Source organism: Caballeronia sp. LZ032 (genome assembly GCF_031451315.1).
In the GTDB taxonomy this organism is placed as follows: domain Bacteria; phylum Pseudomonadota; class Gammaproteobacteria; order Burkholderiales; family Burkholderiaceae; genus Caballeronia.
In genome coordinates this window covers 551,228-570,858 of sequence record NZ_JARUXP010000003.1, presented here as the reverse complement: position 1 = coordinate 570,858, position 19,631 = coordinate 551,228, and the positions used below count along the sequence as shown (strand labels likewise).

Genomic DNA, 19,631 nt, shown 5'->3' with positions numbered 1-19,631 from the left:
AAGGAGACACAACCATGAGCAGTCCCGTCATCGAGGAGACGACCCTCGCCGAACGTGCCTGGCGCATTCGCCGCAACGCGCTTCTGATGGGCGAGGTGCAGGGCCAGGGATATATCGGCCAGGCGCTGGATATCGCCGACGTACTGGCGGTCGCGTATTTCGGCGCGATGCATTACCGCGCCGACGATCCCGAGTGGGAAGACCGCGACCGCTTCCTGCTCTCGAACGGTCACTATGCGATCGCGCTGTATGCCGCGCTGTTTGAAGCGGGCATCCTGCCGCCGGAGGAACTCGAAACCTATGGCAGCGATGACAGCCGCCTGCCGATGTCCGGCATGGCGAGCTACACGCCCGGCATGGAGATGTCGGGCGGCTCGCTCGGCCAGGGTCTGACGATCGCGGTGGGCCGTTGCCTTGGCCTGAAACGCAAGGGCTCGAAATCCTTCGTCTACACGCTGTTCTCGGACGGCGAACTCGATGAAGGCGCGATCTGGGAAGGCCTGATGTCCGCGGCGCACTGGAAGCTCGACAACCTGATCGCGATGGTGGACGTCAACAATCAGCAGGCCGATGGCCCCTCAACGCAGATCATGTCCTTCGAGCCGCTGGTCGAGAAGCTCGACGCCTTCGGCTGGTATGTGCAGCGTGTCAACGGCAACGACATCGACGCCGTCAAGCAGGCCTTCGACAACGCTCGCAATTCGAAGGAGGCGAAGCCGCGCATCATCGTGTGCGATACGAAGATGGGCTGCGGCGTGCCCTTCCTCGAGCAGCGCGAGAAGAACCATTTCATCCGCGTCGATCCGCACGAATGGAAGCTGGCACTGGAAGCACTTGAAGCAGGGAGACAGGCATGAGCACTCGTTTGAAAACATCCGCGATGATCGCCTCGATTGCAAGCGAAGGACAGGTCACGCGTTCGGCGCCCTTCGGTCATGCGTTGTGTGAGCTTGCTCGCACGAAGGCGAACGTCATCGGCATGACGGCCGATCTCGGCAAGTACACGGACCTGCATATCTTCGCCAAGGAGTTCCCGGAGCGCTATTACCAGATGGGCATGGCCGAGCAGCTGCTGATGGGCGCGGCGGCAGGCTTTGCGCACGAAGGCGCGCAGCCCTTCGTGACGACCTACGCCGTGTTCGGCACGCGGCGCGCCTATGACTTCATCCACCAGACCATTGCGGAAGACAATCTCGATGTAAAGATCGTCTGCGCGCTGCCCGGACTCACCACCGGCTACGGCCCGAGCCACCAGGCCGCCGAGGATCTCGCCTTGATGCGCGCGATGCCCAACATGACCGTGATCGACCCGTGCGATGCGCTCGACATCGAGCAGATGGTCCCGGCCATTGCCGCGCACAAGGGGCCGGTGTATGCGCGCCTGTTGCGCGGCAACGTGCCCGCCGTGCTCGATGAATACGACTACCACTTCGAACTGGGCCGCGCAAAGCTGCTGCGCGACGGCCGTGACGTGCTCATCATCTCGTCCGGCATCATGACCATGCGCGCGCTCGAAACGGCGCAGGCGCTGCAGAAGGACAGCGTGGATGTCGCGGTGCTGCATGTGCCCACGATCAAGCCGCTCGACACGGCGACGATCATCCGCGAAGCGCGCCGTTCCGGGCGGCTCGTGGTGGTGGCGGAGAATCATACGGTGATCGGCGGCCTGGGCGAAGCGGTGGCCACCACGCTGCTGACTGAAGGCGTGTCGTGCGCGTATCGGCAGATCGGCTTGCCGGATGCGTTCCTCGATGCCGGCGCATTGCCGACGCTGCACGAACGCTACGGCATTTCGACCAACGCTATCGCACGTTCCATCAAAGGCTGGCTCGCATAGCGCAGTCCGGCAGCTTCAGCGCGCCTTGCCGCGCGCGGTCTTCTTCTGCGAGGCCGCGCGCGGCGCATCCTTCACCGGGGCACTCACGAGCGTCAGTGCGTCCATCCACGAGAGCGCATCGACATAGCCGAGAAAGTGTTGCAGATAATCCGGCGACACTTCACCCATCAGCGCCAGTGAACGATGCACGAGGCTGCTTGAATTGAGCGGCCCCGCATTCTTCGGCACTTGTGCAAGCGACTCGCGCAGGCGCTTCTCCGCGCTGACCGAGGTCCACACGGCGCGCAATGAATCGAGATACTCGGCGGGCGCGGGACGGGCTTGCGCGCGCTGGTTCAACTCGTCGAGCAATGCGGCGAACGGCGTGTCAAAGGTGTCCTGCGTGACCGCGGTAGGTTCATCCGCAGACTCCTGCGCGTCGAGCAGCGCGGCGAGACGCGCATCCAGCACACGCCTTGCATCACCTTCATGATATGAGGCGCGCTGCGTCAACGCTTCGATGATGCGGCATGACATGCCGCCCACGCGTGCGTCGCCACGCTCGCGCCATGCGTCGAGCATCTCGCGCGCACGCGTCACGCTGTCAGTCATGCGCGGGCACCGCTGCATTGACCGGACGCGGCACCGCCGAAATCTCCACGCGCCGGTTCTTCGCGCGGCCCGCATCATCGGCGTTCGAGCTCACCGGCTGCTCCGAGCCGAATGCCGCAGCAAACACCGACGAGGACGGCACGCCCGCATCGATCAGCGCGCGCATCACGGTCAGGGCGCGCTTGGCCGACAGTTCCCAGTTGTCCGCGAAGCGACGGTTGCCTTCGTGGACCTGTTGATCATCGGCGAAACCGCTCACCATCAGGATCTGTTCGTGCGATCCCAGATACGCGGTCAACGGACCCGCGAGACTCTTCAATACATCGCGACCCTGCGGCTGCAGCTGATCCGAGTTCAACGCGAACAGCACGTTGCCGCTGATGCCGATCTTGCCGTTCACCAGCGTCACGCGTCCCGAGGCGAGCGGCCCCGCGAGCGCCTGTTCGAGCGTCTTGCGACGCTCGGTCTCTTTCTGCTGCTGCTTGATGGCCTGTTCGAGCCGCGTCGACAACTGCAGCTGCACGCCGAGCACGGCGACGAGTATCAGCACGAACGCGCCCAGCAACACCGACATCAGATCGGCGAATGCCGCCCATACGGGCGCCGCGGTCTCGACGCCGCCGTCGATCTCCTCGTTCATGCGGCCTTCGCTCCGTGTGCGCCGCGCTCGCCGGCCAGATGTTGCAGGTTCTCGACGATCTGCTTCTGCGACATCATCGACAGATCGATGACCTCGCGTGCCTGCGCAACGTAGTACGCGAGTTGCTCGTCGCTGCGTGCGAGCGACTTGTCCAGCGCCCCTTCGATGCGTTGCAGCTGCGCGACCAGCGTCTCGTTCGATTCACCGAAGGCCTGCACGGCCGCGCCGAAGGCATCGGCAAGACTCGCCACTTCGACGACGCCGCTCGTCACATGCGCGGCCGCATCGTTCAGCTTTGCGGCCTCGGCATCGACCTTGCCGGTAAACTGCGTGCCCACGCGTTCGAGCAGATCGGCCGAGCCGGTCACGAGTGCATCGACCGCCGTGCGTTGTTCGGTCGATGCGTGATTCACCGCATCGAGCAGCGTTTCCAGCGTGGCCAGCAGACGCGCGCGCTCGTCGAGCATCGCGGTGTCGCGGACCATGGAATCGGAGAGCTTCTGACGCAGTTCGGCAATGACCTCGGCCGCAGCCTTCGGCGCTTCGGAAGCCGCCTGCACCAGCTCCCCGATCTGCGCGATGGTTTCGTTCGCATGCAGCTTGCTCTGCTCCGAGATCTCGCTTGCAGTGCGAGCGAGCGTGTCGCAGATGTCCTGCTGACGGCTCGCGGCAAACGCGCTCGTGCTCTGCCACTCCTCGCGCAAGGTCGCGGCGAGCGCGCCGAGCGCATCGGTCCATGCGCTGAGACGCGCATCGTGATGCGTGCCGATCTCCGTACGCAACGCTGCATGCGCCCGGTTCATCGAATCCAGCAACGACGCCGCGTGCCCTTCGAAGGTCGCGGCAGCGTTGGCAAGCGCCTGTTCGTGCTGCGCGGCGAGTTGTTCGCCGCTGCTGGTCTGCTGTGCGAGCGCCTTCTGCCACGCTTCCGACATGCCGGACGTGGCCTGTTCCATGCGCGCCGCGATGCCGTCGACGAGACTCGACGAACGTGCCTCGAATGCCGAGGCAAACTGCTCCATCGAAGCGGACATGCGCCCGACGTGCGTATCGAGGCCCTGCTTCACGCCGGCCATCTCTGTCGATACTTCCGTGACCAGACGCGTCGAGCGCTGCTCGAAGGTGTCAGCGAAATGGTCCAGAGAAGCGGCCATGCGCTCGGTCTGTGCGTCGCTGGCTTCACGCTGCCTGGTGACGAAACTGTCCAGCCCTTCCCTGACGCCGCTCATCTGCGTGGCGATGCCGTCCACCAGCACGATCGAGCGTGCCTCGAACTTCTCCGCGAGCGCGTCGTTCGCAAGACGCTGCGCATCGAGCGATTGATTCCAGATGCCTGCGACCTTCGTCGCCGATGCCTCAAAGCCCGTGTTCAGACTGTCGAGCTGGCGCGTCACCGCCTGTTCGACCGTGACGTGCAGCGCGGCCGTTTCGCGCGCGATGCCATCCATCGTCGCCTGCATGACGGGCTGGAGCGCGGCGCTGGCGGCGCGGGCGCTGTCGGCGACGCTTTGCTTCAACGACAGTTCCACCGACGTCGCCAGCCTGCGATACGCCGTTTCCGTCTTCGCATGAAACTCGCCCTGGCTCGCGATCTGCCGCTCGTGCGCGGCGAGGCTGTGTTGCTCGATGGCGTGCATTATCGCGTGCAGATGTTCGGCGAGTGCGGGCATCAGATCGGCCTGCTTCTGCATCAGCTTGAATGCTTCCTCGCGCTGATGGGTCTGCGTGAACGCGCGCAGCGTCGTGGCGATCCTCGTGTCGAGCGCGTGCGCGGCGTGCAGCCGTTCTCGCCGGCACAGCGCCGACAACAGACCCAGCATCGCCGATGTCGCGACACCCGCAATGGAGGTGCCGAATGCGAAACCCAGACCCGTGATCGGCGAGGCGAGCGAGGCACGGATCGCGGACAGGTCCGTTGCGCTTTCCAGTGCGGCGCCGGTGCCATGCAGCGTCACCACCATGCCGAGCAGCGTGCCGAGCATGCCCAGCAGCACCAGCAGCCCGACGAGATACGGCGTGAGCGCGGGTCCGGGCAGACCGGCGCGTTCGCCCTCCACGCGCGCACGCACTGCGTTGCGCAGGCCTGGTGGCACCGTATCGATCCAGACGGCAAGGCTCTTCGGCGCATTGAGCAGCGCGTCCAAGGACTGCACGAAGGCGTCGGTAGTCTGCTGGAAGCGGCGCAGCTCCAGCGCGCCGACGACATAGCAGGCGCCGATCAACACGGTCACCGCGAACGCGAGCGGATTCGAAACGATATAGCCGATGGCGATGCCGCACACCGCTGCAAGGCCCACCAGAAAGACTGCGACTTTGACGAAATTTCGGGGCATAGCGTGCCAGTTACTGAGACTGAGTACGAAGCGCCGCAAGCAGGCCTTCGACCGGTTGAAAACGAACTTCGAGTTCGGCGAGCAGGACGTTGCGCATGTCCGTGCGGAACGCCGTGAGCCACGCGTTGGAGGCAGTGCCCGTATCGGCTTCGGCCTGCATCTGGCCGCGCTTGAGCCGCTCGAAGTGGCGGCCGAGGATCACAGGCACCTGCGCCAGCAGCGTGCGTTCGCGCGCCGCGAAGGTACGCTCCATGACGGCATCGACGACCGCGAGACGCGTCATGCCGCCCGCACGGGCCGCCACAGACGCACGCAGCCGGCTGCGCAACTCGCCGATGTCGGACTCCATCGTCTGCTGCAACGACAAATAGTGCTGGCGGAAGATCGCGAAGTCGATCTGCACGGCATCGGGCGGCGTCTGCACTGCCGTCGTCCGCCGCCGGCCATGCAGGCCCGGCTCGCCGCTTTCATCGCGCGTGATGGCGCTCACGAGGCGCGCGCGCGTCTGCGCACCTGCCGCTGCATCATCGCCGGAAGCGGATCGCGGACTGGCGACAGGCTGCGGATCGGTGCCGAGCGCGGTGGACAGCGCGATCGCATCGGTCCAGCCGAGCCACTGGCTCAGGCGGTCCGACAGCGATTGCGCAGGTTCGTGGACTTCGAGATCGGCACATTGCGCCAGCAGGCGCACGAGCGCCGGGCCGCTGAATGCCGTGCGCTTAAGGCCTTGCACGAGATCACCAGAGGCAAAAGGACGGTATTTTACCTGCCCGCGCGCGTGGCTCGCCCCGTTTGCCCGTCATGCGGCCATCGCGCGCCTGTCAGGGCGCTTTCGCCGGCATGAAGGCAAAGGCCGGCGTCGCCACGAAACTGCCCGCCGTTTCGCCGGAGAACACCTGCCCGCCGTCGATGGTCAGCTTCATCACCGGCGCGCCAGGGCTCAGGTTGAGCTTCTTGAGCGACACCCAGAAAGTGTCGGGGCGCGTGGCGGAATCGAAGTAATAGACGAGGTTCTGCTGATCCGCCACCGTGCGCCAGATGGTCGAAGAGAGGTTCGGCTGCTCCGGCGTGCTGATGCCGAGCGGCACGCTGACCGAGCGCACCACGCTCATCACGCTGGCCACTGCCTGAAACGCATACGACTGCTGCGGCACGCCCGCGAGGTAGTTCGGATCGGCCTGCTTTGGAATGGCGTCCAGCAGGAAGGAGGCGCGCACATAGCGGTCCGCCGCGCGATTCGTGCCCGGCAGGAAGCCGAGCCCGCCGACGCTCTTCCAATACGTATCGATGGCAAGCTGCTCGTCGTAGATGGGCGAATTGGTCATCACCTTGTACTTCTTGCCCTGGTGGATCACCAGCTTGCCGTTGATGTACTCGAGGATGGCCGAGTCGCCGCGCGCATCCGAGAGCGACAGATGGATGGTCAGCGGCTTGCCGTTCGGCAAGGGCGGCGCGATGATCTGAAAGGGCTCGCGACTCAGCACATAGACCGCCTGCGCCACGGTCGCGAAGTTGTCGAGCGCGTATTGCGCCCACAGGCTGATCGACATCGGATCGCGCTTCGGGTCGGGCTTGCCGTAGTCGGTCTCGGCAAGGTACAGCGCATTGGCGACGAGTCCGCGCTCGTTCATGCCGTCCACGCTGCCGATCTCATAGCCCGACACCACCACGCTGCCGTACTTGGACTTCCACTTGATGGAGCGCGGCCCGGCATTGCCGTCGCGCTCGATGCCCGCCGGCATCACCCACAAGTTCGAGCGCATGTCCTCGGACCAGTCCATCGAGCGTCCCGTGACCACGAGCCCCTTGTCGCCCGTATAGAGCACGCGTGTGCATGACAGCGCGAGCGAGGTGGAGAGCCATGCAAGCGCGATGAACCACGTGAGCTTCTGCAACAGACGAGTCATGACCATGGAGTCCTTGTGTCGATGATAGGAACAGCTGCCTCATGCTTCATCAGGCCACGGACCCTGCGAAACGGCGCCCGCGACGCGAACGCACATGATGCACGCATATGCGCCTCGCGTCGAACCGGTATTTCAGACGGACTGTTGCATCAATTCGAAGGGAAGCCCAGCGTCGTGGCCTTCGCACGCAGATCGGCAAAGCGGCCGCCGGGCGTGAGCGTTTGCGCCGCGCCCTCGCCCGCGCGCTTGTCCACGGTGCCGAGTCCCGTTCCGCTCGAAGGCGTGTTCGAGCATTCGAGGCCGAACGGTCCTGGCGGCACAACGAACGCAGGGGCATCGGTGCGGGGCGCATCGCTCAGGTCGAGCGCATAGGCCATGTTGAAGGTCGTCGGATCGCTTGCGCGCACGCCCAGCGGATCGAGCCCGAAGCGCCACGCCAGCAGCTGATGGATCGAACTCGGATCGAACGGATAGCGCGACACGCTGCCCGCGCGCACGCGCGGACCGAGCAGCATGCAAGGCACGCGAAAGCCCAGCCGGCCATCGTTGCCGAGCTTCTGCTCCGCCACCGAGAGCGACTTGACTGGCGGCGCGACGTGCTCGAAGAAGCCGCCCCACTCGTCGTACACGACGATCATCAGCGTCGAACTCCAGTTGGGACCCGCGCGCAGTGCCTCGTAGATCTGGCCGAGCAAGGCCTGGCCGTTGCGGACGTCGGCGTGCGGGTGATCGTCGTTCGAGGTGCCGTTCGCCTCGCCGGCAAAGCTCGGATCGACCATGCAGAACGACGGCAAATTGCCGCCCGCCGCATCCGAGAGGAAGTCGGAGAACAGCTTCGAACGTCCCACATAGCGCGTGCCGTAGAGCGCGGTGAAGGGCACGTCGTGGAAGTAGTACTTCGATGAGACGTTCTTCGCGTCGAGGCGGTCCCAGATGGTCGAGAGCGATGACGTATCGAGCGTATCGCTGAGCCGGTCGGTCTCGCCGCTGTGCAGGTAGACGCGGTTCGGGAACGTGTCCGCGAGAATCCCGCTCATGTAGTAGTCGCAGACCGTGTATTGCGCAACGGCCTGGCGATAGAAGTCGAGATCGGCGCCGGTGAAGTACCCGATGGGCAACAGGTCGCCGCGCGTCTCGTTCGTGTCTGGGGTCAGCAGGAAGCCGTTCATCGCGCCATTCGCAAGATGCGTGCGGCCCGCGTCGTATTGATGATCGGGGTCCGCATACTGGCAGCCCTGGAAGCCGAACGCCGCATTGGCCGCGAGCGAGAAGCTCGTTTGCACGGTGCCGAACGCATCGGTGAACTGCCTGCCGGTTTGCGTGCCTTCCACGCCGGGAACCCAGCCCATCATGTGATCGAAGGAGCGGTTTTCCATCGTGACCAGCACGATGTGATCGATGCCCGATGTCGCGGGCGCCGGCAAGGCGGGGCGCGGCAGGTTAGCGCGATCCGCCGGGATCGTGCCGATGGGACTCGTCGGCGTGACCGTGCCGGAGTTGTCGTCGTTGCCGCCGCCACCGCAGGCGGACAGCATCGCCGAACTGGCGAGCGCCGCGAGCAGGCGCCGGCGTATTGCATCGGGTTCGATGGAGACGGGCTTGGACGGCTTGTCGGTCATGATGGCGCTCCGTGTAAGTGCTTTTCTCGCACGCCTTCATGTTCGTGCCGGGGCGCGGTTGCGCTTCGTCACATCGAAGGCGAACGGCTTGTGGGTGCCGGGGAGAAGCAAGGCGCATTCCCGGTTTCCACCTTCACGTGGAGCGCCTGAGCCTCATGCGGCATTCTCGACGTACTGCGCGATGCCGCGTCCGAAAGACCAGTCGTCGCGGCGATTCGGCCCGAGCACGATCATCACGTCCTCGGGTCGCAAGCCAGGAGACGCGACGAGCTTCGCGACCAGCGCCCGGTAGAACGCCTGCTTGGTAGCCGTGTCGCGCCAGTCGCTCGCGGTGATGTGGATGAACACGACATCGTCGCTGCGGTCCACGCCGAGATAGCCGTCGTCGTAAATGAAATCGTCGCGCTCGAATTGCTGGATCAACTGGAAGCGATCGTCGGCGGGCACCTTGAAGGTCTCGACGAGCGCCTCGTGAACGCCGTCGGCGATGGCGCGAAGGTGCTTGCGCGGCTTGCCTTTCAGAAGCGAAATGTGAACGAGCGGCATGATGAATTCTCCTTCGCGATGAGTACGATGAGCGATGCGGGCATCGCCCGATGTGGCGACTCTACGCCGCCGCGTCCGCCGCGAACATGGCAAAGTTTGGAAGCGACGATGCAGAAAAATCGAATGATCGAGAAGCACGGTCAACGCGTGCGCAGCGCATCGACGATATTCATGCGTGACGCGCGCAGCGCCGGAAGAAAGCCGCCGACGAAGCCCATCGCGAGCGAGAACAGCAGTGTCCGCACGATAACCGACGGCGTCAGGATGAAGCGGAACGACAGGTCCGCGAAGGTCTGGAAGTTGGTCGTGGAGAACGATGCGAACTGCATCAACGCAGCACAGCACAATCCCGCGACGCCGCCGGTCAGGCCGAGCAGCAAGGCTTCGAGCATGAACGCGCCGAGCACGTCGAGCCGCTTGAACCCGAGCGCGCGCAACGTGCCGATTTCAGCGACGCGGTTCGCCACCGACGCGTACATCGTGATCATGGCGCCGATCATCGCCGCGATCGAGAAGATGATGGAGAGGGTGAAGCCCAGGATATTGATGAAGGTCGAGAGCGCCTTCGACTGATCGCCGTAGAAGATCCTTTCACGCTTGGCTTCGTGTGCAAGACGCGGATCGACGTCGATATCCGCCTTGAAGCGCTCGAACGCGTCGCTGCGCGCGAGCCGCACGACCATCGACGAAAAGCTCGTGCGGCGGAAGGACTGCATCAGTTGATCGACGTCGCCCCAGATCTCGGAATCGAAGCCGCTGCCGCCTGCATCGAAATGGCCGACCACGGTCCAGTCGCGTTGCGCGAAACGCAGATGATCGCCGATGCGCGTGCCGCCGAAGCCCTTCGCGATGCTGCTGCCCACGATGATCTCCGACGAGCCGCTGCGAAACATGCGGCCCGCCGTGAGCTTCACTTGCGGCCGCAGTTGCGGGCCCATCGGCGACACGCCGCGAATCACGACATTGGCGGGCGTGCTGCTGCCGAGCTTGGTGAGCGAGATCAGCACCACCGTTTCCTTCGATGCCAACGGCTGGCCGTCGCCGTTCATCGCAACGGACGGATGCATCTCCATCACGTTCGCCTGCCCGCGATCGATTGCGCTCTGGATCTCGGTCTCCGCGCCCTTGCGGATCACGACGACGTTGTCAGCCTCGCCCGTCGAGACGAGCGTCTTCTTGAGGCCCGCATCCAGCATCAGCACCGTCGAGAACACGAATACGACGAGCGCGAGTCCGCCTGCCGTGAGCGCCGTCGTGAGGCGGCGCGCCCACAGGTTGCGCGCGACATAGGAGACGGGAATGGCCATCGCGCGCCCTCAGCCGATGGCCCGCAGGCCTTCGACGATGCGCACCCGGCTGGCCTGCACCGCCGGCACGATCGCCGCAGCCAGCGCGACCACGAACGCGCAGGCGGCCTGCAACAGCATGGTCTCGTGCGAGACCCGGAAGACCGGGAACACGCCACCCGTCGCGTGCTTGAAGACTTCCGCGAGCGGCGGCGTCGCGAGAATGCCGATGCCGCCGCCGATCGCGCAGATCGCGATCGATTCGCCGAACACCAGCACCGAGAGAAAGCCCGCGCCGAAGCCGAGCGCCTTCAGCGTTGCATACTCGGTGATGCGCTCGCGCGCGCTCATGGCCATGGCATTGGCCATCACGGCCATGATGATGAGGATCACCACGTACGACACGACGCGAATGGCCGCGATGATCTGGTTCGACATCGCGACGAAGCCCAGCTGGAAGGCCTGCTCGGTTTCGGTGAGCGTCTCGGCGAGCGAGTTCTTGAAGACGCTGTCGATATTGCGCGAGACGGCCGCGGCCTGGTCCGGATCCTTCACGCCGACCACATACACGCCGACCTGATCGACATTGCGTTTCGTCGTCTTGCGGATGGTCTCGTTGAGATAGTCCCAGTGCATCAGCAGTTGCCGCGTGATGGTGGATTCGTCGCGTCCTTCCATGATGCCGCGCACGACGAAGTCCCAAGTGCCCGGATAGATCGTGCCCTTGAGCGGAATCACGTCGCCGACCTTGAAGCCGAACTGATCGGCAAGCTGCCTGCCGATCAGCACGCCCTTGCGATCGCGCTGGAATGCGGCGCGCGCTTCTTCGCTGACGATGAACTCCGGATAGAGGTCGAGATAGTTGTCCGATACGGCAAACTGCGCGAAGAAGTTCTTCGGATCGCGATAGACGCCGCCGAACCAGTTCGAGCGCGCGACCAGCGTGACGCCTTCCACGCCGCGTAGGCGGTTCTCGTAGGCGAGCGGCAACGGGAACACGAGGGAGATGGCATTGCGCGTGACGAGCCGCGCATTCGACGCCGCCGATGCGCCCGCATACCACGCGTCCACGACCGTATGCAGCAGGCCGTAGGCGAGCACCGCGATGGTGAGCCCGAGCACCGTCAGCGCGGTGCGCAAGCGGTGGCGCAGCGCGTTGCGCAGGATCAGCTTGGCGAGATACATGACAGTTCAAGGCCGGGCGCCATCGGTCAGCTCTCCCTTTTCCAGATGCACGAGCGCCTTCGCCGCGCCGGCGGCGTGCGCATCGTGCGTGACCATGATGATGGTCTTGCCGAGCCGGCTGTTCAGGCGTTGCAGCATGGCAAGGACATCGCTGGCGGAGGTGCGGTCGAGGTCGCCGGTGGGTTCGTCGGCGACGATCAGCTTCGGGTCCGTGATCAGCGCCCGCGCAATCGCCACGCGTTGCTGCTGCCCGCCCGACAGCTCGGACGGATAGTGGCTCATGCGGTCGGCCATGTTGACCATGTCGAGCACCATCGCGACGCGCTCGCGCCGTTCGTGGCGCGTGAGGCGCGTCAGCATCAGCGGCAGCTCGACGTTCTCGAAAGCGGACAGCACCGGCATCAGGTTGTAGAACTGGAAGATGAAGCCGACATTCGCCGCGCGCCAGTCCGCCAGCGCGGCTTCGGGCAGACGCGTGATGTCGAGTCCGCCGACGAGCAGTTCGCCGCTGTCGGGCCGGTCGATGCCCGCGATCAGGTTCAGCAGCGTGCTCTTGCCGGAACCGGACGGCCCCATCAGCGCGACGAAGTTGCCTTCAGCAATCGACAGCGTGATGTCGGTCAGCACCGGCACGGTCTGCACGCCGCGCCGATACGACTTCGCGACGTGGCTGATCTGGACGAGCGGCGGCGTGCTCACGCTACTTCTTCGCCACGGTGACCCGGGCGCCGTCCTTGAGCGTTTCGCCGGGCGACAGCGCGACCACGTCGCCGGGCTTGACGCCCTGCACGGCGAGCAGATCGCCGATGCGCGCGCCGGACGTCACCGGTATTTCGTGCGCAATGTCCTGGCTGATCACATACACCACCTGCTTGCCGCCGCGCGTCACGACCGCCGATGGCTGCACCGCGATGACCGCCTGCTTCTGATCGGGCGGCACCGGTTTCGACAGGAACGCGACCTTCGCGGACATGTCCGGCAGCACGCGCGCGTCGCGATCGACGAAACGCACCTTCACGAGCACGGTGGCCTTCGAGCGGTCGACGGTGGGCACCATGCGCGACACGCGGCCCGCGAAGCGCACGTCCGGCAGCGCGTCGAGCTGGATCTCGCACGGCTGCTCCACGGCGATACGGGCGATGTTCGACTCGGCGACGTCGGCCTCGACTTCGAGCGTCTTCATGTCCGCGATGGTGACGACCGCGCCCTTGCTGTCGGACGCCGATGAAAACGGCGTGATGTTGTCGCCCACGTTGGCGTGCTTTTCGAGCACGACGCCGTCGAACGGTGCGCGGATCACGGTCTGGTCGACGGCCACTTGCGCCGCCTGTGCATTGGCGCGCGCGGAGAGGATCGCGGCTTCGTCGCTGTTTATGGACGCCTGCGCCTTGTCGAAACGGGCGAGCGCGGCATCGTACTGCGTCGCGGGAATGGCGCCTTGCGGCACGAGAATGCGATAGCGCTTGAGATCGACTTCGGCGTTCTTGAGTTCGGCGCGCTGGAGTTGCAGGTTGGCCTGCGCGACCTTCACTTGCGCCTGAGCCTGTGCGAGCGATGCGGCGACATCGTCGCTTTCGAGACGGGCAATCACCTCGCCCTGCTTGACCACGGAGCCTTCGAGGACGCCGAGCCATTCGACGCGGCCCTGCCCCTTCGACGCCACTGCGGCCTTGCGCTGCGGCACGACATAGCCGGTCGCGTTCAGGAGCGTATAGCTCTGCGATGGATAGGCGGAAGTGACAGTGGCCGTTTCCACGGCCTGCGGCCCGGTGAGCCTGAATGCGACGGCGATCAACGCAAGGACGATGAGCGCGGCGATTGCCCAGCGGAGCCAGTGGCGCCGGCGCCGTGGCACCGCAGCGGAGGGTCCCCGGTCGATCTTTAATTTTTCGAGGTCGTGTTCAGCCAATTTTCGAACGTGCGCCGCTGCTTGGGATCGCGGACCAGTGTGCGGTGAATGGACGTCCAGTATAGCGCCGCGACCTGGCCCATCCGCGGCCGCGCGGGGAATGGCATTTTGAATGCATCATTCCGCGTGCAAAATGCCGGCGGCTCGTTCGCGTGATCCGGCGGCTGCGTCCGCTGCGAGCCAGACTGCCAAAGCAGAAGCTTCCATTTAAGATACGGCCTATATCGTGGATTCGGCGTCCTGCGCCAGGAGAAGTACGTGCTTTTCTCGAAACAAAGACGCCTTGTCGCCTGTGCCGTCTGGGCATTGTTATGCTGCTGCGCCTCCGCGCGCGCCGCGGAGGCGCATGGCGCGCATGCGGAACGGACGACCGGTGCTGCGAGCGGGGTGACGAGTGAAAACATTCTTGCGGTGGAGTCGTTGCCGCCCGGTTTCGCGGGCGACGATCCCGAGCACGTGCGGGACGCACTCGCCGGCCGCCCCGCGCCGGGCCAGGCGCCCTCGATCACGAGCCGGGTGCGGACGTTCCTGTCACAGCCGTTCCGCAGATGGGAGCACGGCGCATCGGTTGCACGCGGCGTACAGGGCGCCAGTCAGCCGCAGGGCGCGGGCGCCACGCAGGCAGACCGCACTTTTGTGTTCGTCATTCCAGTGACATACGGCGTGCGCTATCAGTCGAAGAAGAAGGTTCTGACGGTCAATGTTTCGCTCGCGGCGCCCGGCAACCCGAACGCCATCCTGCTGAAGCAGACGGTCAAGGGGCAAAGCGGCCGCAAGCTCGTCGTCGCGGCCGAAGCCAGGGCAAAGGGGTTCGTGCAGACCTTCGACGTCATTCAACTGCAACCGGACGGCGGCGCGCGCACCACGGTGACGGGCCGGGCGTTGCTGCCGAACTTCTCGCATGAACACGGCGACGGCGATTTCGCGATCGTCCTCGTGTGCGCCCTCGAACCGCCCTACCTGACGGACGACGTCACGCACAGCGCCCCCTCCGAGGAAGAACCCACCGACATCACGCGCAGAACCTCGACATTGAACGGCAGCGTCGCGGCGGCATGGCTCGTCGACCGCAAGGACGGGTCGATCGTGACGCGGCGGCTGCGGCTCGTCAAATAGCCGGGGGCGTCGTACACGACGCGTCCTGCCCGAGGTGTGCATGTTGCCCGGGCGTATCATGCATGCAGCATGCAATCGTGCGCTTTGCATCACGCGTATTGCATCATGCGTTTTGCATGCCTCATACAAGGAGTCGATACGATGTCCGCCTCGATGCATGCTTCGAACGCCGTACTCGCCATTCTGTTTTCCCTGCTGCTGGGCGCGATGATTCCCGGTCCGAGCTTCGTGGTCGTGGCGCGCAACTCGATCGGCGTTTCGCGCGCCGACGGACTGGCGACGGCGCTCGGCATGGGCGTTGGCGGCATCTTCTTCGGCGGCATCGCGCTCGCCGGGCTGTACACGCTGCTGGTTGCCGTCGAATGGTTGTATGTGGCTCTGAAGGCAGCCGGCGGCCTGTACCTCGTCTACATCGCCTGGAACATCTGGCGCGGCGCTGCCCGTCCCATGCAGGTGTCGATTCCAACCGATGCCTCGCCCCGCAAACAGAGCCCCGGAAGATCGTTCTGGCTCGGCCTCTCGACGCAACTGAGCAATCCGAAGACCGCAATCTGGTACGGCAGCATCTTCGCGGCGCTCCTGCCGCAGCACCCGCCGCTGTGGTGCTACTTCGTCCTGCCGCCGATGGTGTTCGCCATCGAGACTGGCTGGTACACCATCGTCGCGCTGGGTTTCTCCAGCAAGCGGCCGCGCGACCTCTATCTGCGAGCGAAGAAGTGGATCGATCGCGTCGCGGCAGGCGTCATTGCGGCGCTCGGCTTGCGGCTGCTGTTGACCGCGGGCAAAGCCGGCTTGTGATTTTGCATGCAGAACACAAAACGCCATCCGGCATCTTGAATGCAAAAGACTGAAGGCGAGCTTCGTGTTCCTTTCGTTTCGCTGACTCACCTGCTTTCTCGTGCATGGCGCGGGCTTGCGGCATGACACCTTGGCATAATGCAGCACCGACCCGTTCGTCGACACCATGCCAAGCATGATTGCGATCACCCGCACCCGGCGCCGCCTGTATGCATTCTTCGGCGCACCCGAAGCACGCCGTCTGTTGCGCACGTTGATGAGCTGCGCCATCAGTTACAGCGCCGCGCGTCTCGCCGCACTGCCCGAAGGCTATTGGGCGCTCATCACGACACTCGTCGTCGTCACACAGCCGAGCCTCACGCAAGCCGTGGACACGGCGCGGGATCAGATCATCGGCGCGTGCATCGGTGCGCTGGCCGGCGTGCTCGGCATCGTCGCGATGCAGTATGGCGCGCCGCCGCTCGCGGTCTTCACCGTTGCCCTGATCCCGCTTGCGGCCGTCAGCGCGAAGCGTCCCGCGTTCCGGCTGGCCTGTGTGACGCTGGTGATCGTCGTGCTGATTCCGGCAGGTTCAGGTTCACCGTTCGAGCGCCCGCTGCATCGCGTGCTGGAAATCCTGATTGGCGCCATCTCCGCATTTGTCGTGACCGCGCTCTGGCCGAATCGCGCGTTGCGGGCCGCGCATCACAGCGTCGCCGATACGCTGAGAAGTCTCGGCCAGCTCATCGGCCTCTATCTGACCGGCGCGCAGGACGCGGCGCGCGAATCGCAACTCGAAGCGCAAAGCGTGGCTGCACAGAAGGCGCTCGACGACGCCCTGAAGGAAGCGGAGCGCGAGCACATCATCGTGCTCGTACATAACAGCCGCTCCGATGGCATCGACAAGGCTGCGCCCTTTCTGCAGCGCCTGCACAGCGACACGACTTTTCTCGCGAAGGCCGTGGCGGGTCTGGACCGGCAATCCTGCGCGGCGCGTCTCGGCGATATGGGCCGGACGTTGCAGGCGCTCTTCGAGTTGCTGGCAGGCGTGCTGGCATCCCCGCAGCAGGATGGCGACAAACTGGAGCAGGCGCGGGCTTCAGTCAGCGCGTTGAAGACGGCGCTCGCCGCGCAGGCGCCGACTCACGGAGCACAGGAAGCGGCGCAATTCGTCATCGGTCTCATCGTCGCCGATCTCGATGCGCTGATCAGCACGCTCTATCCGCCCAAGTGACGCGGAGCTAGCGTGAGAGGCCGCGTGCGTCGATGGGCCAGATGTCGACGACGCGCCCACCGCGATAGCAGACGTACTCATCGTAGAGATTGACGCTCGGATCGCAATGTCCCGGCGGCAACAGAAGACGTTCCCCGACGAGCGCTCCGAAATCGTCCTCGGGATGGTCTTTTGCACGCAGCATGCCGTGTTCATCGTTCGCGGCAACGTAATTCAACACGGGCGCGCTGCGGCCGTCGAGCCAGTGGGCGCTGCGCGGCAAGCCTGAATCCACCGCAAGCCCTTTCAAGCCGACGTCGCACACGGCCATGCCTGGACGGGTCGCGCTCATGACGGTCGAAAGCACGAACAGACTATGGCGCCAGTGCAATGCCCCGTCCCAGCCGATGCCGCCGTAGTCGCCGTCCATGAAAAGGTATGAGCCCGGCTGCAATTCGGTGAACACGCCGCTCGTAGCATCGAATTCGACCGTACCGGTGCCGCCGCCCGTCACGACGCCGCAGCGCACGCCGCGCGCGTCCAGCGCCCGGACGTAGCCCGCGGCGATATCGGCCGCGTGGCCAGCGGCGGTCTTGCGGGCATTCCAGTCGACGACATGCTGTATGCCGCCGTGATACGCCTGGATGCCGGCGAAGCGCAGGGCATGCTGCGCCGCGATGGCGTCCACGAGTTCGAGCAAGGCGTCCTCACCGGTGACGCCGCAGCGATGCTGTCCTGCATCGACTTCGGGCAGCACGTCGATCTTGACGCCGGCCTCGGCCGCTGCACGTCCAAGGGCCTGCACCTGCGGCAGCGCATCGACGCACACGGAGAGCCGCACGTGCGATGCAAGTTCGACGGCCATCGCCAGTTTGTCGGCGCCGACGAACTCGTTGCTGACATGAATGCTCCGAATACCCGCTGCCGCGAACGGATACGCCTCCGAGAGCTTCTGACAGCACACGCCCACCGCACTGGCCTCGATCTGCCGCTTCGCGATTTCGCTGGACTTGTGCGCCTTCGCATGCGGGCGTAGCGCGACGCCCTGATGAGCGGCGAATGCCGCCATCGCGGCGAGGTTGGCCTCGAAGGCTTCGAGGTCGAGCAGGAGCGACGGCGTGGCAATTGAGGTGAGCGGATCGCCAGATCGGGCGGCGGGTGGAGGCGCAAGCGTCATGGCGATGGCGGGAGTCAATGTGAAGTCAGTTTCCGATCATATCGCTGCATGCGGCATGATGAATGCATTACGCAAAATTCCAGCTTTGTCGTTGCGGGTGTTTACGGGTTGCGCGGCCTCGGTCTGAACGCTGCAAGAAGGCTCCATTTGCCGCGGTCCAATGCATGCAAAACGCATTGAACCGCGGCATTCACCCAACTAGACGAACTTGCGCGCGTGCGCTGCATCCTGCCCTTCCGTTTGCACCTCCAGCACCCGGTCGGGCCGCATCATGAACGACAGGATGATGCCCGCCGCCATCAGGATCATTGAAACCGTGAACGGCAGGTTCCAGTTGCCGGTACGGTCGATCAGCCAGCCGCCCACCACCGGACTGATGATCGCCGCCAGCGCCGAACCTGAATTCATGATGCCGGCCGCGGTACCGGAATGCTTGGGTGCAATATCCATCGGCACGGACCACATCGGGCCAATCGTCATCTCGTTGAAGAAGAAGCCCGCGGACAGACAGACGGCGGCGAGTGTGATCGAAATGTTGGAAACGAACATGATCGGTGCAAGCGACAGCAGCGTGAGGAACATGCACACGCCGACCATCACGTTGCGGGCGAGGCGCACGTTACCGCTCTTGCGCAGGATGCGATCCGTGACCGAGCCGCCGAGCCAGTCGCCAAGCACGCCCGCGAAGAACACACCCGACGCGAACAGCGCGGACTTGCCAAGCTGCATGTGATAACTGTGCAGGAAGTATTGCGGAATCCAGCCAAGGAACAGCCAGAGCACCCAGCCGTAGCAGAAGTACACGGCCGTCACCGGCGCCATGCGGCCCAGCAGCGTACGCCACGGCACGGGCGCGCGCTCCTTCACGCCGGAATACGTGGCGAGGGTGGCGCATTCGGTTTCCGTGATGCGCGGATGGTCGCGCGGGTTGTCGCGGAAATAGAACACCCAGGCGATGGCCCACGCAAAACTGATGACACCCGTGACCAGGAACGCGCCGCGCCAGCTCGTCGCCACCATCAGCCACACGATGAGCGGCGGCGCAACCGCATTGCCGATGCGTGATGCGGCATGCGTAGTCCCTTGCGCAAAGCCGCGCTGATCGGCCGGCATCCAGTTGGACATCGCGCGCGTCGCCGTCGGGAAGGTCGCGCCTTCGCCCAGGCCCAGCAGCACTCGCGCCACGATGAGCGACGCGAAGCCGCCCGCGAGGCCGGTCAGCACGGTGGCGCCGGCCCAGATGATCGCGCACAGCGTCAGGGTGCGGCGCGGCCCGAAGCGGTCCCCTACCCAGCCGCCGATGATCTGGAACACGAGATACGGGTACGCGAAGGCCGAAAACACAAAGCCGACCTGCGTATGCGAAAGACCCAGTTCAGCCCCGAACTGGCTGGCCGCCGTGCTGACATTCACGCGGTCGATATAGGTGATGAAATACATCGCGCATAGCAGCAGCAGCACGCGCGTCGTGGCTCGACGGAACATCATCGTCTCC

The 19,631-nt window shown here is 64.9% G+C and carries 18 protein-coding genes; 5 read left to right on the top strand and 13 right to left on the bottom strand.

The features are described from left to right. Window positions 1-14: 14 nt before the first annotated feature. Window positions 15-857: a transketolase gene (locus QCE69_RS24080; protein WP_309923731.1), complete on the top strand. Its 843-nt coding sequence runs from the start codon at window positions 15-17 to the stop codon at window positions 855-857. Beyond that, window positions 854-1,837: a transketolase family protein gene (locus QCE69_RS24075; RefSeq protein WP_309923729.1), complete on the top strand. Its 984-nt coding sequence runs from the start codon at window positions 854-856 to the stop codon at window positions 1,835-1,837. The genes QCE69_RS24080 and QCE69_RS24075 overlap by 4 nt, the downstream gene beginning before the upstream one ends. A gap of 15 nt (window positions 1,838-1,852) precedes the next feature. Here QCE69_RS24075 and QCE69_RS24070 read toward each other — a convergent pair whose 3' ends face one another. The 11 genes from QCE69_RS24070 to QCE69_RS24020 all read right to left on the bottom strand — a co-directional run bounded on the left by QCE69_RS24070 (window position 1,853) and on the right by QCE69_RS24020 (window position 13,853). After that, window positions 1,853-2,428, bottom strand: a complete 576-nt coding sequence (locus QCE69_RS24070; RefSeq protein WP_309933381.1) for a DUF2894 domain-containing protein — start codon at window positions 2,426-2,428, stop codon at window positions 1,853-1,855. Further along, on the bottom strand, window positions 2,421-3,068 hold the full coding sequence (locus QCE69_RS24065) for an OmpA family protein (protein WP_309815917.1): 648 nt from the start codon (window positions 3,066-3,068) through the stop codon (window positions 2,421-2,423). The genes QCE69_RS24070 and QCE69_RS24065 overlap by 8 nt, the downstream gene beginning before the upstream one ends. Then, window positions 3,065-5,401: a DUF802 domain-containing protein gene (locus QCE69_RS24060; RefSeq protein ID WP_309933379.1), complete on the bottom strand. Its 2,337-nt coding sequence runs from the start codon at window positions 5,399-5,401 to the stop codon at window positions 3,065-3,067. The genes QCE69_RS24065 and QCE69_RS24060 overlap by 4 nt, the downstream gene beginning before the upstream one ends. A 10-nt stretch (window positions 5,402-5,411) precedes the next feature. Next, window positions 5,412-6,134 (bottom strand): DUF3348 domain-containing protein, encoded by a 723-nt coding sequence (locus QCE69_RS24055; RefSeq protein WP_309933377.1) that lies wholly within the window; start codon window positions 6,132-6,134, stop codon window positions 5,412-5,414. An 88-nt stretch (window positions 6,135-6,222) separates the two neighbouring features. After that, window positions 6,223-7,308, bottom strand: coding sequence for a linear amide C-N hydrolase (locus tag QCE69_RS24050; RefSeq protein WP_309933376.1), 1,086 nt, complete (start codon window positions 7,306-7,308; stop codon window positions 6,223-6,225). A gap of 149 nt (window positions 7,309-7,457) precedes the next feature. Next, window positions 7,458-8,927 carry an alkaline phosphatase family protein gene (locus QCE69_RS24045; RefSeq protein WP_309933374.1) on the bottom strand — a complete coding sequence of 490 codons (1,470 nt, stop codon included), beginning with the start codon at window positions 8,925-8,927 and terminating at the stop codon, window positions 7,458-7,460. A gap of 153 nt (window positions 8,928-9,080) precedes the next feature. After that, window positions 9,081-9,473: a tautomerase family protein gene (locus QCE69_RS24040; RefSeq protein ID WP_309933373.1), complete on the bottom strand. Its 393-nt coding sequence runs from the start codon at window positions 9,471-9,473 to the stop codon at window positions 9,081-9,083. A 140-nt stretch (window positions 9,474-9,613) separates the two neighbouring features. Beyond that, window positions 9,614-10,780 (bottom strand): ABC transporter permease, encoded by a 1,167-nt coding sequence (locus tag QCE69_RS24035; RefSeq protein ID WP_309933372.1) that lies wholly within the window; start codon window positions 10,778-10,780, stop codon window positions 9,614-9,616. Window positions 10,781-10,789: 9 nt separating this feature from the next. Beyond that, window positions 10,790-11,944: an ABC transporter permease gene (locus QCE69_RS24030; RefSeq protein ID WP_309923712.1), complete on the bottom strand. Its 1,155-nt coding sequence runs from the start codon at window positions 11,942-11,944 to the stop codon at window positions 10,790-10,792. Window positions 11,945-11,950: 6 nt separating this feature from the next. Then, the gene (locus tag QCE69_RS24025; RefSeq protein ID WP_309933370.1) at window positions 11,951-12,643 is read right to left on the bottom strand and encodes an ABC transporter ATP-binding protein; all 693 of its coding nucleotides are present in this window, start codon (window positions 12,641-12,643) and stop codon (window positions 11,951-11,953) included. 1 nt (window position 12,644) lies between these two features. Further along, window positions 12,645-13,853, bottom strand: a complete 1,209-nt coding sequence (locus QCE69_RS24020; RefSeq protein ID WP_309933369.1) for an efflux RND transporter periplasmic adaptor subunit — start codon at window positions 13,851-13,853, stop codon at window positions 12,645-12,647. 387 nt (window positions 13,854-14,240) lie between these two features. Here QCE69_RS24020 and QCE69_RS24015 point away from each other — a divergent pair, with 387 nt between their 5' ends. The 3 genes from QCE69_RS24015 to QCE69_RS24005 all read left to right on the top strand — a co-directional run bounded on the left by QCE69_RS24015 (window position 14,241) and on the right by QCE69_RS24005 (window position 16,980). Beyond that, window positions 14,241-14,969, top strand: coding sequence for a hypothetical protein (locus tag QCE69_RS24015; RefSeq protein WP_309933368.1), 729 nt, complete (start codon window positions 14,241-14,243; stop codon window positions 14,967-14,969). Between the two features lie 153 nt (window positions 14,970-15,122). After that, window positions 15,123-15,767, top strand: a complete 645-nt coding sequence (locus tag QCE69_RS24010) for a LysE family transporter (RefSeq protein WP_309925265.1) — start codon at window positions 15,123-15,125, stop codon at window positions 15,765-15,767. Window positions 15,768-15,942: 175 nt separating this feature from the next. Beyond that, on the top strand, window positions 15,943-16,980 hold the full coding sequence (locus QCE69_RS24005; RefSeq protein ID WP_309933366.1) for an FUSC family protein: 1,038 nt from the start codon (window positions 15,943-15,945) through the stop codon (window positions 16,978-16,980). Window positions 16,981-16,987: 7 nt separating this feature from the next. Here QCE69_RS24005 and QCE69_RS24000 read toward each other — a convergent pair whose 3' ends face one another. Together QCE69_RS24000 and QCE69_RS23995 are read right to left on the bottom strand one after the other, a co-directional pair. After that, complete coding sequence (locus QCE69_RS24000; protein WP_309934175.1) at window positions 16,988-18,136, bottom strand: DSD1 family PLP-dependent enzyme; 1,149 nt, start codon at window positions 18,134-18,136, stop codon at window positions 16,988-16,990. 198 nt (window positions 18,137-18,334) lie between these two features. Next, on the bottom strand, window positions 18,335-19,624 hold the full coding sequence (locus QCE69_RS23995) for an MFS transporter (protein WP_309923699.1): 1,290 nt from the start codon (window positions 19,622-19,624) through the stop codon (window positions 18,335-18,337). Window positions 19,625-19,631 lie beyond the last annotated feature (7 nt).

Bases quoted from the DNA above. Each gene is read 5' to 3' on its own strand.
- QCE69_RS24080 (WP_309923731.1), top strand. From the start codon at position 15: ATGAGCAGTCCCGTCATCGAGGAGACGACCCTCGCCGAACGTGCCTGG.
- QCE69_RS24075 (WP_309923729.1), top strand. From the start codon at position 854: ATGAGCACTCGTTTGAAAACATCCGCGATGATCGCCTCGATTGCAAGC.
- QCE69_RS24070 (WP_309933381.1), bottom strand. From the start codon at position 2,428: ATGACTGACAGCGTGACGCGTGCGCGCGAGATGCTCGACGCATGGCGC.
- QCE69_RS24065 (WP_309815917.1), bottom strand. From the start codon at position 3,068: ATGAACGAGGAGATCGACGGCGGCGTCGAGACCGCGGCGCCCGTATGG.
- QCE69_RS24060 (WP_309933379.1), bottom strand. From the start codon at position 5,401: ATGCCCCGAAATTTCGTCAAAGTCGCAGTCTTTCTGGTGGGCCTTGCA.
- QCE69_RS24050 (WP_309933376.1), bottom strand. From the start codon at position 7,308: ATGACTCGTCTGTTGCAGAAGCTCACGTGGTTCATCGCGCTTGCATGG.
- QCE69_RS24045 (WP_309933374.1), bottom strand. From the start codon at position 8,927: ATGACCGACAAGCCGTCCAAGCCCGTCTCCATCGAACCCGATGCAATA.
- QCE69_RS24040 (WP_309933373.1), bottom strand. From the start codon at position 9,473: ATGCCGCTCGTTCACATTTCGCTTCTGAAAGGCAAGCCGCGCAAGCAC.
- QCE69_RS24035 (WP_309933372.1), bottom strand. From the start codon at position 10,780: ATGGCCATTCCCGTCTCCTATGTCGCGCGCAACCTGTGGGCGCGCCGC.
- QCE69_RS24030 (WP_309923712.1), bottom strand. From the start codon at position 11,944: ATGTATCTCGCCAAGCTGATCCTGCGCAACGCGCTGCGCCACCGCTTG.
- QCE69_RS24010 (WP_309925265.1), top strand. From the start codon at position 15,123: ATGCATGCTTCGAACGCCGTACTCGCCATTCTGTTTTCCCTGCTGCTG.
- QCE69_RS24005 (WP_309933366.1), top strand. From the start codon at position 15,943: ATGATTGCGATCACCCGCACCCGGCGCCGCCTGTATGCATTCTTCGGC.
- QCE69_RS24000 (WP_309934175.1), bottom strand. From the start codon at position 18,136: ATGACGCTTGCGCCTCCACCCGCCGCCCGATCTGGCGATCCGCTCACC.
- QCE69_RS23995 (WP_309923699.1), bottom strand. From the start codon at position 19,624: ATGATGTTCCGTCGAGCCACGACGCGCGTGCTGCTGCTGCTATGCGCG.